This window comes from Ottowia sp., assembly GCF_047975795.1.
In the GTDB taxonomy this organism is placed as follows: Bacteria; Pseudomonadota; Gammaproteobacteria; order Burkholderiales; family Burkholderiaceae_C; genus Ottowia.
On the sequence record NZ_JBKEEE010000039.1, the window covers coordinates 16,321 to 33,768 of the forward strand.

General features: G+C 62.1%; 15 protein-coding genes. 12 read left to right on the forward strand and 3 right to left on the reverse strand.

The genetic code is table 11. The features are described from left to right. Positions 1 to 17 precede the first annotated feature (17 nt). The gene (ppsA, locus tag ACK5NW_RS05875; RefSeq protein WP_416926026.1) at positions 18 to 2,408 is read right to left on the reverse strand and encodes a phosphoenolpyruvate synthase; all 2,391 of its coding nucleotides are present in this window, start codon (positions 2,406 to 2,408) and stop codon (positions 18 to 20) included. A gap of 191 nt (positions 2,409 to 2,599) precedes the next feature. Between ppsA and ACK5NW_RS05880 the strand changes: the two genes are divergently transcribed. The 9 genes from ACK5NW_RS05880 (at position 2,600) to ACK5NW_RS05920 (ending at position 15,278) form a co-directional block, all read left to right on the forward strand. Then, positions 2,600 to 3,421 (forward strand): pyruvate, water dikinase regulatory protein, encoded by an 822-nt coding sequence (locus ACK5NW_RS05880; RefSeq protein WP_416926054.1) that lies wholly within the window; start codon positions 2,600 to 2,602, stop codon positions 3,419 to 3,421. A gap of 243 nt (positions 3,422 to 3,664) precedes the next feature. Further along, positions 3,665 to 4,249 carry a YSC84-related protein gene (locus ACK5NW_RS05885; RefSeq protein WP_416926028.1) on the forward strand — a complete coding sequence of 195 codons (585 nt, stop codon included), beginning with the start codon at positions 3,665 to 3,667 and terminating at the stop codon, positions 4,247 to 4,249. A 117-nt stretch (positions 4,250 to 4,366) separates the two neighbouring features. Beyond that, a complete protein-coding gene (locus ACK5NW_RS05890) occupies positions 4,367 to 5,155 on the forward strand; it encodes an SDR family NAD(P)-dependent oxidoreductase (RefSeq protein WP_416926030.1) in 789 nt (262 codons plus the stop codon). A 109-nt stretch (positions 5,156 to 5,264) separates the two neighbouring features. Further along, positions 5,265 to 6,449 (forward strand): beta-ketothiolase BktB, encoded by a 1,185-nt coding sequence (gene bktB, locus ACK5NW_RS05895; RefSeq protein ID WP_416926032.1) that lies wholly within the window; start codon positions 5,265 to 5,267, stop codon positions 6,447 to 6,449. A 923-nt stretch (positions 6,450 to 7,372) separates the two neighbouring features. After that, positions 7,373 to 7,822: a cupin domain-containing protein gene (locus tag ACK5NW_RS05900; protein WP_416926034.1), complete on the forward strand. Its 450-nt coding sequence runs from the start codon at positions 7,373 to 7,375 to the stop codon at positions 7,820 to 7,822. Between the two features lie 11 nt (positions 7,823 to 7,833). Continuing rightward, positions 7,834 to 9,795, forward strand: coding sequence for a TonB-dependent receptor plug domain-containing protein (locus ACK5NW_RS05905; RefSeq protein WP_416926036.1), 1,962 nt, complete (start codon positions 7,834 to 7,836; stop codon positions 9,793 to 9,795). A 91-nt stretch (positions 9,796 to 9,886) separates the two neighbouring features. Beyond that, positions 9,887 to 14,299: a cobaltochelatase subunit CobN gene (cobN, locus tag ACK5NW_RS05910; protein ID WP_416926038.1), complete on the forward strand. Its 4,413-nt coding sequence runs from the start codon at positions 9,887 to 9,889 to the stop codon at positions 14,297 to 14,299. Positions 14,300 to 14,376: 77 nt separating this feature from the next. After that, complete coding sequence (locus ACK5NW_RS05915; protein ID WP_416926040.1) at positions 14,377 to 14,940, forward strand: MotA/TolQ/ExbB proton channel family protein; 564 nt, start codon at positions 14,377 to 14,379, stop codon at positions 14,938 to 14,940. Continuing rightward, complete coding sequence (locus ACK5NW_RS05920; protein WP_416926042.1) at positions 14,937 to 15,278, forward strand: DUF2149 domain-containing protein; 342 nt, start codon at positions 14,937 to 14,939, stop codon at positions 15,276 to 15,278. The genes ACK5NW_RS05915 and ACK5NW_RS05920 overlap by 4 nt, the downstream gene beginning before the upstream one ends. Before the next feature lie 68 nt (positions 15,279 to 15,346). On the opposite strand, the gene ACK5NW_RS05925 is transcribed toward ACK5NW_RS05920, so the two are convergent. Then, complete coding sequence (locus tag ACK5NW_RS05925) at positions 15,347 to 15,544, reverse strand: DUF2892 domain-containing protein (RefSeq protein ID WP_416926044.1); 198 nt, start codon at positions 15,542 to 15,544, stop codon at positions 15,347 to 15,349. Positions 15,545 to 15,631: 87 nt separating this feature from the next. Then, positions 15,632 to 15,991: a carboxymuconolactone decarboxylase family protein gene (locus tag ACK5NW_RS05930; protein ID WP_416926046.1), complete on the reverse strand. Its 360-nt coding sequence runs from the start codon at positions 15,989 to 15,991 to the stop codon at positions 15,632 to 15,634. 116 nt (positions 15,992 to 16,107) lie between these two features. Between ACK5NW_RS05930 and ACK5NW_RS05935 the strand changes: the two genes are divergently transcribed. From ACK5NW_RS05935 to ACK5NW_RS05945, 3 genes are read left to right on the forward strand one after another with little or no spacing between them, the layout of a single operon-like run. Further along, a complete protein-coding gene (locus ACK5NW_RS05935; protein WP_416926048.1) occupies positions 16,108 to 16,455 on the forward strand; it encodes an ArsR/SmtB family transcription factor in 348 nt (115 codons plus the stop codon). Continuing rightward, positions 16,452 to 16,889 (forward strand): YeeE/YedE family protein, encoded by a 438-nt coding sequence (locus ACK5NW_RS05940; RefSeq protein WP_416926050.1) that lies wholly within the window; start codon positions 16,452 to 16,454, stop codon positions 16,887 to 16,889. The genes ACK5NW_RS05935 and ACK5NW_RS05940 overlap by 4 nt, the downstream gene beginning before the upstream one ends. Then, entirely contained in the window at positions 16,886 to 17,332 is a 447-nt protein-coding gene (locus ACK5NW_RS05945) for a DUF6691 family protein (protein WP_416926052.1), read from the forward strand. The genes ACK5NW_RS05940 and ACK5NW_RS05945 overlap by 4 nt, the downstream gene beginning before the upstream one ends. Positions 17,333 to 17,448 lie beyond the last annotated feature (116 nt).

Genomic DNA, 17,448 nt, shown 5'->3' on the forward strand with positions numbered 1-17,448 from the left:
CGTGGTGCGCCAGACGCTTAACTGGCCAGCAGGTTCCAGGTGTCAATCACACTGTCGGGATTGAGCGAAATCGACACAATGCCTTCATCGGCCAGCCAGCGCGCAAAGTCCGGGTGGTCGCTCGGGCCTTGGCCGCAAATGCCGACATATTTGCCTTGGCGTTTGCAAGCTGCGATGGCCCGTTGCAGCATGGCCTTCACAGCCGGGTCACGCTCATCAAAATCGGCCGCCAGCAGTTCCATGCCCGAGTCGCGATCCAGCCCCAGCGTCAGTTGCGTCAGATCGTTGGAGCCGATGGAAAAGCCGTCGAAATACTGCAAAAACTCATCCGCCAAGATGGCGTTGCTGGGCACCTCGCACATCATCACCACCTTCAAATCGTTGTCACCGCGCTTGAGGCCACGGTCGGCCAGCAGTTGCGTGACGCGCTCGGCCTGCCCCAGCGTGCGCACAAACGGCACCATGACCTGCACGTTGGTCAACCCCATGTCGTTGCGCACGCGCTGAATGGCCTCGCACTCCATGGCGAAGGCTTCGCGGAAGTCGTCGCTGATGTAGCGCGCCGCGCCGCGAAAACCCAGCATGGGGTTTTCTTCCTCAGGCTCGTAGCGGCTGCCGCCGATAAGCTTGCGGTATTCGTTGCTCTTGAAGTCGGACAGCCGCACGATGACGGGCTTGGGCCAGAAGGCCGCGGCAATGGTGGCCACGCCTTCGGCCACCTTGTCGACGTAGAAGGCGCGTGGGCTGGCATGGCCGCGGGCCACGCTTTCGACCGCCTTCTTCAGGTCGGCATCGACCTGCGGGTAGTCGAGGATGGCCTTGGGGTGCACGCCGATGTTGTTGTTGATGATGAACTCCAGCCGCGCCAGGCCCACGCCCTCGTTGGGCAGCTGGGCAAAGTCAAAAGCCAGTTGCGGGTTGCCGACGTTCATCATGATCTTGGTGGCAATCGGCGGCATCTCGCCGCGCTGCACCTCGGTGACCTCGGTTTCCAGCAGGCCGTCGTAAATGTGACCAGTGTCGCCCTCGGCGCAGCTCACCGTGACCAACGTGCCGTCTTTCAGTACGTCGGTGGCGTTGCCCGCCCCCACCACGGCGGGAATACCCAGCTCGCGCGCAATGATGGCGGCATGGCAAGTGCGTCCGCCCCGGTTGGTGACGATGGCGCTGGCGCGCTTCATCACCGGTTCCCAGTTGGGGTCGGTCATGTCGGTCACCAGCACGTCGCCGGCCTGCACCTTGTCCATCTGGCTGATGTCATTGACCAGCCGCACCGGGCCGGTGCCGATCTTCTGGCCAATGGCGCGGCCTTCGGCCAGCACGGTGCCGCTGCTTTTGAGCTTGTAGCGGTGCTCGGTCTTGCCTTGCTGCTGGCTCTTCACCGTCTCAGGACGCGCCTGCAGGATGTAGAGCTGGCCGTTCTGGCCGTCTTTGCCCCATTCAATGTCCATAGGGCGGCCATAGTGGCGCTCGATCACCAGGGCGTATTTCGCCAGTTGCTCGACGTCGGCATCGGTCAGCGAATAGCGGTTGCGTTGCTCGGTGGGCACATCGGTGGTTTTGACCAGCTTGCCGTCGGCAGCTTTTTCCTCAGGCGTGGCAAACACCATTTGCACCAGCTTTGACCCCAAGTTGCGGCGGATGACGGCTTGCTTGCCCGCGGCCAGCATGGGCTTGTGCACGTAAAACTCATCCGGGTTGACGGCACCTTGCACCACCGTCTCGCCCAGGCCGTAGCTGCTGGTGATGAAGACCACCTGGTCAAAGCCGCTTTCGGTGTCGATGGTGAACATGACCCCCGCCGCGCCCGTGTCCGAGCGCACCATGCGCTGCACGCCCGCCGACAGCGCCACCACGTCGTGCGCAAAGCCTTTGTGCACGCGGTAGCTGATGGCCCGGTCGTTGTACAGGCTGGCAAACACCTCTTTCATTTTGTGCAGCACATCATCGATGCCGACCACGTTGAGAAAGGTTTCCTGCTGGCCTGCAAAGCTGGCGTCCGGTAAATCTTCCGCCGTGGCCGAGCTGCGCACGGCAAAGCTGGCGGCAGCATTGCCCGCACTCAGCGTGACAAAGGCTTCGCGAATGGCTTTTTCAAGGTCGGCAGGAAAAGGCTGGGCCTCGACCCAACCGCGGATTTCAGCGCCCGCAGCGGCCAGCGCACGCACGTCTTCGGTGTCCAGCGTGGCCAACCGCTGGTTGATGCGTGCGGCCAGCCCATCATGGGCCAAGAACTGGCGGAACGCGTGCGCCGTGGTGGCAAAACCGGTGGGCACGCGCACGCCTTGCGGCAGTTGCGAAATCATCTCGCCCAGGCTGGCGTTTTTGCCGCCCACGGACTCGACATCCGTCATTCTGAGTTGTTCAAACGGCACGACCAAAGCGATCGGCGAGAAAAGCGCTGACATAGGAAATACTCCAAAGTTTCAAAATCTTTGTCCGCGCCAAACATGCAGCAGGCTGTGTGTTGTGGCTGTGATGGTGGTTATGGCCCTGCCGCAAACAGAATTCAGGCGCGCGAATACATGGGGCATGATTGTAGGGACGCTGGCTTTGCCCTGCTGCCTGCCCTCTCCTACAACCCTTGACTGAACCGCACATGCCCGACCGCACCGTATTTTTTGTCTCCGACGGCACCGGCATCACTGCCGAAACCTTTGGCAATGCCATCCTGGCACAGTTTGATTTCAAGCCGCACCACGTGCGCCTGCCCTTCATCGACACGCCAGACAAAGCCCACCAGGCGGTGCGACAAATCAACCACGCGTTTGAAGTGGAAGGCAAGCGCCCCATCGTGTTCAGCACGCTGGTCGACATGGAGGTGCTGGGCATCATCCGCGAAGGCTGCAAGGGCATGCTGCTGGACATGTTTGGCACCTTTGTCGAACCCATCGAGCACGAACTGGGCATCACCAGCCACCACCGCGTGGGCCGCTTTTCTGACGTGTCCAAATCGCAGGCCTACCACGACCGCATCGAGGCCATCAACTTCAGCCTAGCGCACGACGACGGTCAGAGTAACCGCGATCTGCAAGCCGCCGATGTGATCCTGGTGGGCGTCAGCCGCAGCGGCAAAACCCCCACCAGCCTGTACCTGGCCATGCAGCACGGCCTGAAAGCCGCCAACTACCCGCTGATCCCCGAAGATTTTGAGCGTCGCCAGTTGCCCCCTGCCCTGGTGCCGCACCGCAAAAAAATATTTGGCCTGACCATTGCCCCCGAACGGCTGGCCGAAATCCGCGCCGAGCGCAGACCCAATTCACGCTACGCCAGCATGCAAAACTGCCGCGCTGAAGTGTCCGAGGCCGAGGCCATGATGCGTCGCTCAGGCATTCGCTGGCTATCGACCACCACCAAGTCGATCGAGGAAATCGCCACCACCATCTTGCAAGAAATTCGGCCTGAGCGTTTGAGCTATTAAAAGTATTTTGCAATTAAATTGATAGCTGTTTGTGCTGTATTAGCGTACTCAAAACGCGCTTTTATTCAATTTCACGAATCCGCCCAGCCAGACGCTCGGATCGCGCCCCACGTCTTAAGTCATTCGTGGTTGACGCGCACCAAATCCGCTTGAAAAACCCCGCCAAACGCCAGCCAAAAGCATAAAATTGAATTTCGTCGGAAGTGCCGACGCACGACAACAGGAACTGAAAAAGGAACCGATATGCGCCAAATGAAAATTCACACCCTTGCACTGGCCGCTGCCCTGGGCGTGGCCAGCCTGGCCATGGTGGGTTGCACCACCACATCATCCAGCGCTGAAGCAGCTGGCCCGTCGGCCCGTGCGGCCATGGACAAAAACGTCGATGCCACGCTGCAACGCCTGTACACCGCCGCCCCCGGCTCGAAAGAGCTGGTGCAGCGCGCGGCGGGCGTGCTGGTGTTCCCCGGCATCGTCGGCGGCTCGTTCGTGGTCGGCGTCGACCACGGTAAGGGCGCGCTGCGCGAAGGCGGCAGAACCACCGGCTACTACAGCACCACCGGCGGCTCGATCGGCTTTCAGGCCGGAGGCCAGTCCAAAGCCGTGGTCTACGTCTTCACCACCAACGATGCGCTGCAAAAGTTCAAGGCCAGCAAAGGCTGGTCAGCCGGTGCCGACGCCACCGTGGCGGCTGGCAAAGTGGGTGCCAATGGCTCGGTCGACACCGAAACCATGAAGCAACCCATCTCCAGCTTTGTGCTGACCAACACGGGACTTGAAGTGGGGGCCGCCGTGGGGGCCGCCAAAATCTCACCCGCCACGCTGTAAAGCACAGCGATAGGCAGGCAGCGCCTCGGGCACTGCCTGCCTATACCAAACGCCGCCTTGTCGCGGCGTTTTTTTTACTTGTACTACCCGTGTCTGGCGTTGCTGTAAATTGGGCCAATGACTGTTGCAACATCGTTTCACCTGTTCATCCTGACCGGCGCATCGCGCGGCATGGGCCACGCCATGGCCGGGCAATTGCTGCAACCGGGCCACACGGTACTGACCTTGTCGCGCCGCATCCCCGGCGGTTTGGCCGCCAAGGCGCAAGCAGCAGGGGCCGAGCTGGTGCAGTGGTCGGTCGATCTGGCCGACGACCACAATCAAAACCACAGCGCCAGCGCCCACCTGCACGGCTGGCTGGACGACATAGCACCACAGCGCTTTGCCAGCGCCACCTTGATCAACAACGCGGGCGTCATCCCGCCCCTGATGCCTTTGCGTGATGCAGACAGCGCCGATCTGATGCAAGCCCTGCGTGTGGGCCTGCAAGCGCCCATGCTGCTGACCGCTGCATTTTTAAGTGGCACCCGCCACTGGACTGGCCAGCGCAAGGTGCTGAACATTTCATCCGGCCTGGGCCGCCGCGCCATGGCCTCGCAAAGCGCTTACTGCGCCGCCAAGGCGGGGTTGGACCACTTCACCCGCTGCCTGGCGCTGGACGAAGCTGCCCAGCCCAACGGGGCCAAGGTGTGTGCGCTGGCCCCCGGCGTGATCGACACCGATATGCAAACGCACTTGCGCAGCGCCGATGCGGCCCATTTTCCTGACCAGGCAGCGTTCGGGCAGCTCAAAACCAACGGCCAACTCGCCCACCCCGACGATGCCGCGCGCGTCGTGCTGGCCTGGCTGGCCCGGCCTGATTTTGGTGACCCACCTGTAGCCGACGTGCGCACCCCGCGCGCATAGACTTTTCCTGTCGTACCTCACAAACCCCCGCGCAAGACACGGCATACTATGGGCGTTGTTGTGAAATTTTCATGTTCTGTTTGTTTACTCATGCACCAGGAGGCATACGATGAGTCGTGAAGTAGTGGTTTGCAGCGGTGTGCGCACCGCCATTGGTACGTTCGGCGGCAGCCTGAAAGACATCCCCCCGGTCGACATGGCCGCGCTGGTGGTCAAGGAATCGCTGGCCCGCGCGGGCGTTGAAGGCAAAGACGTGGGCCACGTGGTGTTTGGCCACGTGGTCAACACCGAGCCGCGCGACATGTACCTGTCGCGCGTGGCCGCCATCAATGGTGGCTGCCCCAAAGAAACCCCGGCCATGAACGTCAACCGTCTGTGCGGCTCGGGCCTGCAAGCCATCGTCAGCGCCAGCCAGGGCATCTTGCTGGGCGACTACGACGTGGCCATTGGCGGTGGCTGCGAAAACATGAGCCGCGCGCCCTACATCAGCCAAACCAACCGATGGGGCGCACGCATGGGCGACGTGAAAATGCTGGACATGATGGTCAGCGCCCTGCACGACCCGTTCCACAACATCCACATGGGCGTGACAGCCGAAAATGTGGCCAAAGAATTCAACGTCACCCGCGAAGACCAGGACGCGCTGGCGCTGGAAAGCCACAACCGCGCCGAGCGTGCTTGGGTCGAAAACCGTTTCAAGGGCCAGATCGTCCCCGTCACCCTCAAAACCCGCAAAGGCGAAGTCGTGTTTGAAAAAGACGAACACTTCCGCCCCGGTGCCAAGCTGGAAGACTTCCAGAAAATGAAGCCCGTGTTCGTGAAAGAAAACGGCACCGTCACAGCCGCCAACGCCTCGGGCATCAACGACGCCGCCGCCGCCGTACTACTGATGGAAGCCGCTGCCGCCAAAGCCCGTGGAGCCAAGCCGCTGGCGCGCCTGGTCGGCTACGCCCATGCAGGGGTCGAGCCAAAAATCATGGGCATTGGCCCCGTGCCCGCCACCAAGGCCGTGTTGGCCAAAACCGGCCTCAAGCTCGATCAGATGGACGTCATCGAAGCCAACGAAGCCTTCGCCGCCCAGGCCTGCGCCGTCACCAAAGGGCTGGGGGCCGACCCGGCCAAAGTCAACCCCAACGGCTCAGGTATTTCGCTGGGTCACCCCATTGGAGCCACCGGCGCACTCATCACCATCAAGGCCATCCACGAATTGCAGCGCATCAACGGCAAATACGCCCTGGTGACCATGTGCATCGGCGGCGGCCAGGGCATTGCCGCAGTGTTCGAGCGCATGTAAACGCATCGCCTTGCCTTACCCTCAATCCGCCAAAGAAATCACCCGTAGATTTTTAAGTTTGGCTATTAATGGACTTGAGGGTAAGGATCGCAATTTTTGTGTTTTATCTGACAGCACTTTTTGGAATCCGTGTCGTCTATTTGTAGTCCGACTTCATGACTCCCGAGTCAGGTGTTCAACCTGCTTCAAAGTCCAACATGCCCCCCACAACCAATGCCTGCCGAGTCGCAAGGCAATATAGGGCGGCTTCACTTGTTTCGTCGCGCTGTCGATCGTGTTCTTCGCGATGAAGTCCGTCACCTCGAAAAGCCTCCTTGGCCGTGTCTTGCGCGCCGATCAAAGGTGGCTGTGGGTGCAAGTTCACTTCTAGCGACGCTCGAATCGTGGATTCGAAAGTTCACTGAGAGATTCATGACGTCTGCCTGAACGGCGTGAAAGCGATGGTTTCGAAGTATGTTCGCGACACGTTGGGGCCAGGACAAGAGGTGCATTCTTTGATCACAAGCTGATTTTCCGTTGAATGGATCAGCCGTCTGGTACCACTGCTCTGCCACCAGCAACTGCACCAGATACCTCAAAAAAAGTAACGCGACAACAGCGTGACCAGAAACATCCAGAGCAGCAGCTCGCACCGCAACCCGCATAGAAAAGCAAAACTGACGTGTCGCACGGTTGCCTGGTCACCCAATCAGTGAATAAGAAAGCCCGGCAAGACGGCGCTCCGAATGCCCCTGACGATAAGCAGTGCGTGGTAGATCCTGGTTTTCGTCCAGCCGCAGGAACTGGTGGTTTGGTGCGATAACCAGGGAGGAATGTGACCGACGTCAGCAACACACCAGACTTGTGACAGATCAAACCAACACGCAGATACAATCCAATATACTAATGCGAATCGTTATTATTTAATTTAATTGAGGTTGTGCATGTCTTTTTTCCCTCGTCATGCCTTCGCGGGCGCTTTGTGTCTGCTGCTGGGCTTACCCAGCATGGCCCATGAGCCAATGTCCAAAACGCCGGATCAACTGCTCTGGAGCAGCCAAAAAAAGACCGAACGCCAACTGCTGCACGCCGACCCGTCCTGCCACGTGGTGACCAGTCGGGTGCGCATCGCGCCCCACACCGAGCTGCCACCGCACGGGCACGAGCGCGGCTATCGCATCGTCACGGTGATTTCGGGCGATCTGCTGCTGGGCTTTGGCAAAACCTTCGATGCCCAGGCACTCAAGCCATTGCCACCCGGCAGTGTGTTTTCTGAGCCTGCGGGTTACCAACATTTTGGCCGCACCGGGGCTAAAGCAGTGGTGTTGCAAATGACCGAATACGCCGCTGGTACCCCATCGGCAGGCTGCACACCGACACAGGAGAATCATTGATGCGCCCTGCGATGACTCACACCTTCACCTTGCACGTGGTCGCTGCTGCGGCATGGCTGGCGTGCCTGGGTACTGCACATGCACAAACGCAGGCCAGCGATGAACCCACTTCCAGTGCCAGCACACCTGTTGCCCCAGCCTCGGCCACTTTGCCCCAGGTCACCGTCACCGCCACCCGACACGAGCAGGATGTGCGCATCGCGCCAGCCTCGGTCACGGTGATAGAGCGCACCGACATCCAGTACCATCCCAGCACCGACCTGCTGTCGATCATCGAAGACACGCCGGGGCTAACGCTGCAACCCCAGCAAGTGTCAGGTCGCAAAACCTTTTCGCTGCGCGGCATGGACAGCAGCCACACGCTGACGCTGATCGACGGACGCCGCATCGCGGCCACCGACGATGTGGTGGGCCATTCTGACTATCAATACGGCTGGGTGCCCACCGACGTGATCGAGCGGGTCGAGATCATCCGCGGTCCGATGTCTTCGTTGTATGGCTCAGAGGCGCTGGGCGGCGTGGTCAACGTCATCACGCGCTGGCCGACCGACAAGTGGGAAGGCTCGGTGCGTCTGTCAGGCCAGCGCCTTGACGACCATGAGTGGGGCGGCGATGGCCATCGCGTGGGCGTGTACGCGGGCGGGCCGGTGGGCAACGGCCTGTCGGTGCGGCTGAACGCTGAAAACGCCCGCGTCAGCGACATCCTCGACCGCGATGCACCGGAAAACAGCGAGATCGAAGGCCGCAAGGACAACGCCGGTGGCATTGCTGCGCGCTACCAGCTCAGCGCCCTGCACAGCTTTGAAGCCGGTTGGCAGCAAAGCCGCGCGCACCGCCATTACGACACCGTCTCGCGCGCAACGGCCTACGCCAACCGCTACCAGATCGACCGCCAGCACGGCTATGCCCAATGGAACGGCCAGTTTGGCGAGGTCAAAACCCAGGTGCGCACCTACCGCAGCGCCATTGATGTGGAAAACAGCCGCACCAACGGCGTCAGCCCCACCCGTGCGCAAAACATGCGTGATGTGGTGGGCGACGGCTTTGCGCAGTGGCGCATGGGTGCGCACCAACTGACTGCGGGCGGCGAGCTGCGGCGCGAAAGCCTGCGCAACGCCGGTCTGGATGGCGGCAAAGACAGCGCCGACCACACCGCCGTGTTTGCGCAGGACGAAATTTCACTCACCAACGATCTGGTGGCCACCCTGGGCGCACGGCTCGATCACCACGAAATTTTTGGCAATCACTTCAGCCCACGCGCCTATCTGGTGTGGCAAACCACGCCCGAGCTGATCATCAAGGGCGGTTTGGGCACCGCCTTCAAGGCCCCCACGCTCAAACAGATTTCGCCCAATTACGTGGGTGCCGAAGGGCCGCACACTTTTTATGGCAACGCCGATGTCAAGCCCGAGAAGTCGCACTCGTTCGAGGTGGCCGCCGACTGGCAGTCGGGGCCGTGGTCACTGACAGGCACGTTGTTTTACAACCGGGTCAAAGACCTCATCACCACCCGCTTGATTGCCCAGGAAGGCACGCGCCGCAGCTACATCTATGACAACGTGGATCGCGCCAAGATGTACGGCACTGAACTGGGCTTGGGCTGGGCCTTCGCACCCGGCTTCAAGTGGAGCAACAACCTGACGCTGATGCACACCAAAGACCAGACCACTGGCGAAGAGCTGACTGACCGACCGCGTCAGGTGCTGCATTCACAACTGCGCTGGCAGGGTCAGGGCGGCTTTAGTGCACGGCTGGGCGTCAACTTTACAGGCCGCCAGCGCGCATCGACCGGCAACCGGCTGCCCTCTTACACCGTGGTCAACGCCAGCGTGGGTCAGCAAATCAACAAGACCTTCAACTGGAGCGCGGGCGTGGACAACATTGGTGACGTGCGTCTGGCCGAAAAGTCGGCCGACTTTGGCTACGCCATTCGTGGGCGCACTTACTTCGTCAGCCTGCAAGCCAGCTTTTGATCTGCACCGGCTTGCCACCAGCCAGGTTTTAAAACTCTTATTTTGATAGCTTACAGCGCAGCATGAAAAAGCGCCAAAGGCTGATTTGACGATGAAAACTGCCCACCTGCTGCGCCATCTGATGATGGTGCTGTGGCTGTCGGCCCTGTATTGCTCAGGCGCTGTGGCGCAACCGATCAGCGCCAACACCAGCACCAACGCCGCGCCTCAGACGATGGCTCCTGCGGCTTCCACATCAAAAGCGGCCACGCCATCTCGCCGCCTGCTGTTTATCGCCACCGGCAACGTGCCCAAGGGCAAGTTCCGCGCGCTGGCGCGTCTTGGTGCGCCGCACGGCATGGCGCTGGAGGTGCGGTACCTGAACAGCATTCCGGCGCAAAGCGGGCCATCGCTGTTCGACGGCTACGACGCGGTATTTTTCGACTCTTACCTGCAAACCCAAATTCAGGACCACCTGGCGCAGGCCCTGCCGGGGCTGACAGCGCCCAACGCCTGGACATACGACGCCAAACCACGCTGGGGCGGCGGTCTGGACGAAGGCGTGGCCCGCCAGCTCATCGCCTATTACGCCAATGGTGGCGAGCGTAATTTCAAAGGCTTTTTCACCCTGCTGGCGGCCACGCTGGCTGGGCAGCCGCCACCAGCCGATCTGGCGCTGCCGGTGGTCTTTCCGAAGGTAGCGGTCTACCACCCGCAAGCCCCCAACCTGGTGCTGCCGGATGCGGCTGCGTTTTTACGCTGGCGCGGAGTGCAGGCCAGATCGCCACGCCCACCCGTGGTCGCCATCGCCATGCACCAGCAGTACATCGCCTCGATGCAGACCGGTTTTATCGACGATCTGGTGGCGCGCATCGAGCAGCAAGGGGCCATCGCCCTGCCCATCTACGGCCCCATGATGCCCGCCGGAGCCATTGCCAAAATGCTGCGCCCTGAAGCCGACGCGCCACCGCTGGCCGACGTCATCATCAACACGCAAATCATGCTCAACGCCGAAGGGCGGCGCAGCGAGTTCACCGGCCTGGGCCTGCCGGTGCTGCAAGCCACACCTTACCGGCGCGGCGACGCTGCCGCCTGGGCGGCTGACGAACACGGTATCGCGCTGATGGACGTGCCGTTTTACCTGGCGCAGCCCGAATACGCGGGCGTGACCGATATTCAAATTGCCGCCGCCACGCGCCAAAGCGATGACGAAGTGGTGGCCATCGGCCCGCAGGCGCAGGCGGTGGTCAACAAGGCACTGGCGCTGATTCGCCTGCAACGCAAGCCCGCCGCCGACAAGCAACTGGCGTTGATGTTCTGGAACTATCCAGCGGGCGAGAAGAATTTTTCTGCCGCCTTTTTGAACGTACCGCGCAGTCTGCAAAGCACCATCGAGGCGCTGCGCAGCGCAGGCTACGACGTGCCTGCCGCACCACACGAGGCTGATCTGATCGCCAAACTGCAACGCCTTTTGGCCCCCAGCTACCGCGACGGCCTGCTGCCGCAGCTGGTGCAGGACGACCTGGCTGCGCTGCTGCCAGTGGCCAAGTACCGCCACTGGCTGGCCACCCTGCCCGAGGCCACACGAACCGCCTTGCTGACGCGCTGGGGCCAGCCCGAACAATCGGCCAGCGTGATCCGCCAGGGCGACGTGGATTACTTCGTCATCCCGCGCCTGCAATGGGGCAAGCTGGCGCTGCTGCCCCTGCCGGGCCGCAGCGACCGCGGCGTAGACGACAAGGCGGGCCGCGAAAAGGCCATGTACCACTCGATGAAGCCCGACGCGCTGCCGCCGCATGCGTATCTGGCGGCTTACCTGTGGGTGCGTGAAGGTGCTGGTGGTCAAACACCCACCCCACGCGACGCGCTGATCCACTTCGGCACCCACGGCACGCAGGAGTGGTTGCCAGGCAAAGAGCGAGGCCTGTCGGTCTATGACCCCGGCATGCTGGCCGTGGGCGACGTGCCCGTGGTCTACCCCTACATCGTCGACAACGTGGGCGAGGCCACGCAGGCCAAGCGGCGTGGGCGCGCCGTCATCATCAGCCACCAGACCGCACCGCTGCAACCGGCCGGTCTGCACCAGCGCCTGACCGAACTGCACGACTTGCTGCACCAATGGCTGGCGCAAGACGACGGCGCAGTGAAAGAACAGTTCAAAACCGACATCCTGGCGCGCGTGCAGCAAGACCGCCTCGCTGCCGACATGGGCTGGACGCCCGCGCGCGCCGCCGCCGAATTTGCACCCTTCATCGACGCCCTGCACCAGCACCTGCACGAGCTGGCCGAAACCGTGCAGCCGGTGGGCTTGCACACGCTGGGCCAGTCCGCAGACACCCCTGTGCGCGCCGCCACCGTGCTGATGATGCTGGGCCGCCCGTTCTGGGAAGCCGCCGCACGCCATGCCGGTCAGCCCGAGGCCGATCTGGACGAGGCGCTGATTGCCGACCACGACAAGATGGCCGCCACGGCTCCTTACCTGTTGCTGGATCAATATGTGATTGATAGCAACTCACGATTTTCAGACAAGCACCAGAGGCCAGTTTGGCTTGAAAAACCATTAACACCTGATCTGCAAAAAATGATGCAACAGGCGCGCAACTGGTGGCAGGCGCTGGACGCAGGTCACGAAACCGCTGCCTTGCTGGCGGCGCTGCAAGGGCGACACATTCCCACCTCTTACGGCGGCGATCCGGTGCGCAACCCCGATGCCTTGCCCACGGGCCGCAACCTGTACGGGTTCGATCCCTCGCGCATCCCAACCCGCCAAGCCTGGGTGGCGGGCCAACAGGCGGCCGAGCAGCTGATCGCCGCCCACCGCCAGCAGACCGGCCAAACGCCAACCAAGCTGGCCGTATCGCTGTGGTCGGTGGAAACCATGCGCCACTTGGGGCTGCTGGAGGCGCAGGCGCTGTGGTTGCTGGGCGTCGAACCCCAATGGGACGAAGGTGGGCGCGTGACCGGCGTGCGCCTGGTGCCGCGTACCGAGTTGGGTCGCCCGCGCGTGGACGTGGTGCTGTCGGCCACCGGCCTGTACCGCGACCACTTCCCCAACGTGATGAAGCAGCTCGCGCGCGCCGCCCAACTGGCCGCACAAGCAGACGATGAAACCGACAATCCAGTGGCCCACCACACCCGGCGCATCGAAGCGCAATTGCGCGCCCGCGGCTGGAACGATGCCGATGCGCGCGACGCGGCCGAAACGCGCATCTTCTCGTCCGAATCTGGCCGCTACGGCACCGGTCTGGACGACGCCACCTTGGCCACCGACAGCTGGCAGGGCAAAGCCGAGGGCGATCGCAAGCTGGCCCAGATGTACCTGGCGCGCATGCAGTACGCCTACGGCCCCGACGAAAAACGCTGGGGCAGCCTGCTGGGCGGGGACCAAGCGGGCACTGAGGCCAGCGGCGCGGGCAACGGTCAGGCGCTCAACCTGTACGCCGAACAGTTGCGCGGCACCCAAGGCGCGGTGCTCTCGCGCTCGTCCAACGTGTACGGCATGCTCACCACCGACGACCCATTTCAGTACCTGGGCGGCATCGCGCTGGCCGTGCGCCACCTGGACGGCCAAGCACCCGCGCTGTACATCAGCAACCTGCGCTCGGCCAGCGGTAGCGGCAAGGTGGAAGGCGCAGCGCAGTTTCTGGCCAAAGAGCTGGCCACGCGCCAGTTTCACCCCGGCTACATCCAGGGTCTGATGAAAGAAGGCTACGCCGGCACCTTGCAGGTGCTGGACGCCACCAACAACTTCTGGGGCTGGACAGCGGTGGCGCGCGAAATCGTGCGCGACGACCAGTGGCAGGAAATGATGGATGTGTACGTGCGCGACAAGCATCAACTGGGCTTGAATCAGTGGTTCGAGCAGCACAACCCCCACGCGCTGGCGCAAACCGTCGAGCGCATGGTCGAAGCCGCACGCCAGGGCTACTGGCAGGCCGACTCCGCCACACTGGCCGAGCTGAAAGCACGCTGGCGCGATCTGGCCCAACGCCATGACGTGAAAAGCGACAACGCGCGCTTTACCGCCTTTGTGCAAAGCGCTGAAGTGGCTGAATCCGCAGCAAACATCATCACCACGCCGTCGGCCACCCCCGTCACTGCGCCTGCTCCAGGCTTTGGCCTCGACGCACCGCGCCCTGCCCCAGCCGCCCTACTGACGCAGCCCGTGCCGCCGCCCGCTGAAGTGTCGCCGCCCGCAACAGCACAACCCGAAACCGCCCAACCTGAAGCGGCACCGTCTGAGTCTTCACCTGAGTCTGCCGCTGACTCTGCACCCGCTGAGCCGCTCCCCATTCGCGGCCTGCGCATGGAGCGCGTCGAGCCGCCCCCACCTGCGCCCCCACCTGCACCATCGCCTGAAACACCTGCCATAAGCGCACTGATCGACACGCTGGCCGTGCTGATGCTGCTGGCCTTGATGGCCTTGGGTGCCGCCGTGCAGGCACGGCGCGGAGCAGGCCCGCGCCATCAGCCCGCCAGCTTGCCCAATCGAACACCTCGCCACGCGCCAGCCACGCCCACCTGAGCGCACCGCACCGGACACCGTTTTCTTGGCTTTGTTTGTTTTGTTTGTTTTGTTGATTGACCTCAGGAGTTGATGCCATGTCCACCCCACTTGAAGGCGCGATGTTCAGCATCAGCCAGTTGTTCTTGACCCCCGTTCTGGTTCTGGTCGCACTGTTGTTTGGCTACGCCTTTTACGCCCTGGGCGCATTTGCCTGGCAAGCGTGGCAGCGCGCGGGCGCACGTGGACGTGAGCGCGGCGATTTTGCTGGACATGAGCTGCTGCAAATTCACGCCGCCACGCCAGCATTGAGCGCTGACGAGCTGGAAGCGCTGGCCTTAAAGCGCCTGGAGCCTGCCCGCATCGCCGCCCGCGTGGCCCCCATGCTGGGCCTGGTGGCCACCATGATCCCCATGGGCCCGGCCTTGCAGGCATTGGCCGATGGGCAACTGGCCGAGATGGCACGCGGTTTGATGGTCGCCTTTTCGGCGGTGATTCTGGCGCTGATTGCCGCCGCCATCACCTACGCCGTGGTGCATGTGCGGCGGCGCTGGTATGCGCAAGACCTGCTCGCCATCGAGCGCCTGCGCCAAAGCCAACCCGCCGCAGCCGCACGCACCACGCCAGCGCAGAGCACGGCCATCGCTGGAGGTGTGGCATGAAAACCCGCCTGCTCGACGATATTGAAGACGACGACCCCATCCTCTCGGTGGTCAACCTGATCGACGTGTTTTTGGTCATCATCGCCGCCCTGCTGCTGGCCGTGGCCAGCAGCCCCGCCAACCCGTTCTCAGCCCAGACCATGACCATCATCAAAAACCCTGGCCAGCCGAACATGGAGATGATCGTCAAGGACGGCGAAAAGCTGGAACGCTACCAGGCCAGCGGCAGCATCGGCGAAGGCCACGGCACCAAGGCGGGCGTGGCCTACCGCATGAAGGACGGATCAATGGTGTATGTGCCGGAGTCAACCGACTCTGCAACACCACCATCGCAGTAAATACCTGATCCTTTACCTGCCCCTCAACACCTGCTCCTCGCCCACCATGATCGGGCAACGAATGTGGTTCAGGATTTGTTCTGCACCGGGCAGGTGTTCAGACCCACCAGTGAATACAGCGGGCAGACGCGGAACAGGCCGGTGAGCAAAGGCACGATGCCGATGTAGCCCCACCAGCCAACAGTGCCGGTGGCGGCCAAAGCGATCAGGGCAATGCCCGCCACGATACGCAAAATGCGGTCGATGCCGCCGACGTTGAATTTCATGTTGTCTTTCCTTTCGGTTGATATCAAATCAATAGCTGTTTGTGCATATCAGTCATGCACAAAAGGCTTATTCAAGCGTTTCATATTTCAGGCGGCAAGCTGTTTTTCGCCACCAAATTCTTCATAGGCCGCCAGCGCATTGGCGGCGTACATCAATGATGGGCCGCCGCCCATGTAGATGCATACGCCCAGCATCTCTTGCAGCTCGGCGCGGGTGCAGCCGAGTTTGACCAGAGCCTGCGCGTGGTAGCCCAGGCAGGGATCGCAGCGGGCCGCCACACCCAAGGCCATGGCGATCAGCTCTTTGGTTTTTTTGTCCAGCGCACCGTCGGACATGGCCGCTTGCGACAGTGCGCCGAAGCCACGCGATGTGTCCACCGTGTCTTTGCGCAATGGCACCAGCCACGAAGAGGTGTGGCCAATGATGTCTTTGTAGCTCTTGCTCATGCGGGCATCCTTTACATCTCCTAGGCTTGAAAACAATTCATTGATTGATAATATATTAAACTATAGATTGTTTGCAAGCCTTTTCGCAACGACTTTTTTTGCACCGACGCTTTGCCATGACCCACGCAACCGCCACGCCAACCGACACACCGGTGGTCTTCGACCCCAAATCCATGCGCCACGGGGCGCACGCCGCCGTCACCTTGCTGAAGCTGCTGGGCAATGAAGATCGACTGATGATCCTGTGCCAGCTTTCGCAGGGCGAATGCGCCGTGGGCGAGCTGGAGCAGTGCCTGGGCATTCGCCAGCCCACGCTGTCGCAGCAACTGGCCGTGCTGCGCAGCCAGAACGTGGTGAGCACGCGGCGCGAGGGCAAAAACGTGGTTTACGCCATCGCCCAGACTGAAGTGCTGCGCCTGCTGCAAACCCTGCACGAGTTGTTTTGTCAGGAGACGCCCGCATGAGCCTCGCTTTTGATTCAGGCTCTGTCGCCCCTGCCCTGCTGGGTGGGGCGCTGATTGGCAGCGCTGTGGCGGTGCTGGTGTTGTTCAATGGGCGCATTGCAGGCATCAGCGGTATTTTGGGCGGCGTGCTGAACGGGCCGTACCAGCGCTCGGAATGGCTTTGGCGGCTGGTTTTTTTGCTGGGGCTGGCGGGCGCACCACTGGCTTATGTGGCGTGGCGTGGCTTGCCACCGATACACATTGCCGCCAACACAGGCACGTTGGTCATTGCGGGCCTGCTGGTGGGGTTTGGCACCCGACTGGGTGGCGGCTGCACCAGCGGGCATGGTGTGTGTGGCACAGCGCGGTTGTCACCGCGTTCTTTGCTGGCCACGGCGTTGTTCATGCTGGCGGGTATGGCCGTGGTGGCTTGGTTGCCGAGGACCATGACATGAATGCAGCACGCCCTTTCGTCTGGTCGCAAACGTTCATGGCGCTGATTGCAGGCGCATTGTTTGGGGTGGGCTTGCTGATTTCCGGCATGACCAATCCGGCTTACGTGATTGCTTTTTTGGACGTCACAGGCGCGTGGGATCCACGCCTGGCCTTTGTCATGGCTGCCGCTGTGACGGTGGCCGCGCCTGCGTTCTGGTGGGTGCGTCGCCACCCTCGCAGCTTGTCAGGTCAAGCGATTCATCTGCCGGGCACACGGCACGTGGATCGCCGTCTGGTGATCGGCAGCCTGATGTTTGGCGCAGGCTGGGGGCTGGCGGGTATTTGCCCTGGCCCAGGTCTGGTGGCGAGCGCTTTGGGCCAGCGCCAAGCGCTGCTGTTTGTGGCGGCCATGTTGGTGGGCATGCTGGGCTGGCACTGGCTGACCCGCGCTAAAACGACCTAAGGAAGGTCTGCACAACCCCCGCTGCAGGGCGAGGTGACGCGTGAATGTTCACATGGCGAAACGAGCGTTGAATTTCTCATCGTTTTGCGCTGTTTTTGGTTCGCTTGACCCTGATT

Coding starts and splice junctions, on each gene's coding strand:
- ppsA (WP_416926026.1), bottom strand. CDS start 2,408: ATGTCAGCGCTTTTCTCGCCGATCGCTTTGGTCGTGCCGTTTGAACAA.
- ACK5NW_RS05880 (WP_416926054.1), top strand. CDS start 2,600: ATGCCCGACCGCACCGTATTTTTTGTCTCCGACGGCACCGGCATCACT.
- ACK5NW_RS05885 (WP_416926028.1), top strand. CDS start 3,665: ATGCGCCAAATGAAAATTCACACCCTTGCACTGGCCGCTGCCCTGGGC.
- ACK5NW_RS05890 (WP_416926030.1), top strand. CDS start 4,367: ATGACTGTTGCAACATCGTTTCACCTGTTCATCCTGACCGGCGCATCG.
- bktB (WP_416926032.1), top strand. CDS start 5,265: ATGAGTCGTGAAGTAGTGGTTTGCAGCGGTGTGCGCACCGCCATTGGT.
- ACK5NW_RS05900 (WP_416926034.1), top strand. CDS start 7,373: ATGTCTTTTTTCCCTCGTCATGCCTTCGCGGGCGCTTTGTGTCTGCTG.
- ACK5NW_RS05905 (WP_416926036.1), top strand. CDS start 7,834: ATGACTCACACCTTCACCTTGCACGTGGTCGCTGCTGCGGCATGGCTG.
- cobN (WP_416926038.1), top strand. CDS start 9,887: ATGAAAACTGCCCACCTGCTGCGCCATCTGATGATGGTGCTGTGGCTG.
- ACK5NW_RS05915 (WP_416926040.1), top strand. CDS start 14,377: ATGTCCACCCCACTTGAAGGCGCGATGTTCAGCATCAGCCAGTTGTTC.
- ACK5NW_RS05920 (WP_416926042.1), top strand. CDS start 14,937: ATGAAAACCCGCCTGCTCGACGATATTGAAGACGACGACCCCATCCTC.
- ACK5NW_RS05925 (WP_416926044.1), bottom strand. CDS start 15,544: ATGAAATTCAACGTCGGCGGCATCGACCGCATTTTGCGTATCGTGGCG.
- ACK5NW_RS05930 (WP_416926046.1), bottom strand. CDS start 15,991: ATGAGCAAGAGCTACAAAGACATCATTGGCCACACCTCTTCGTGGCTG.
- ACK5NW_RS05935 (WP_416926048.1), top strand. CDS start 16,108: ATGACCCACGCAACCGCCACGCCAACCGACACACCGGTGGTCTTCGAC.
- ACK5NW_RS05940 (WP_416926050.1), top strand. CDS start 16,452: ATGAGCCTCGCTTTTGATTCAGGCTCTGTCGCCCCTGCCCTGCTGGGT.
- ACK5NW_RS05945 (WP_416926052.1), top strand. CDS start 16,886: ATGAATGCAGCACGCCCTTTCGTCTGGTCGCAAACGTTCATGGCGCTG.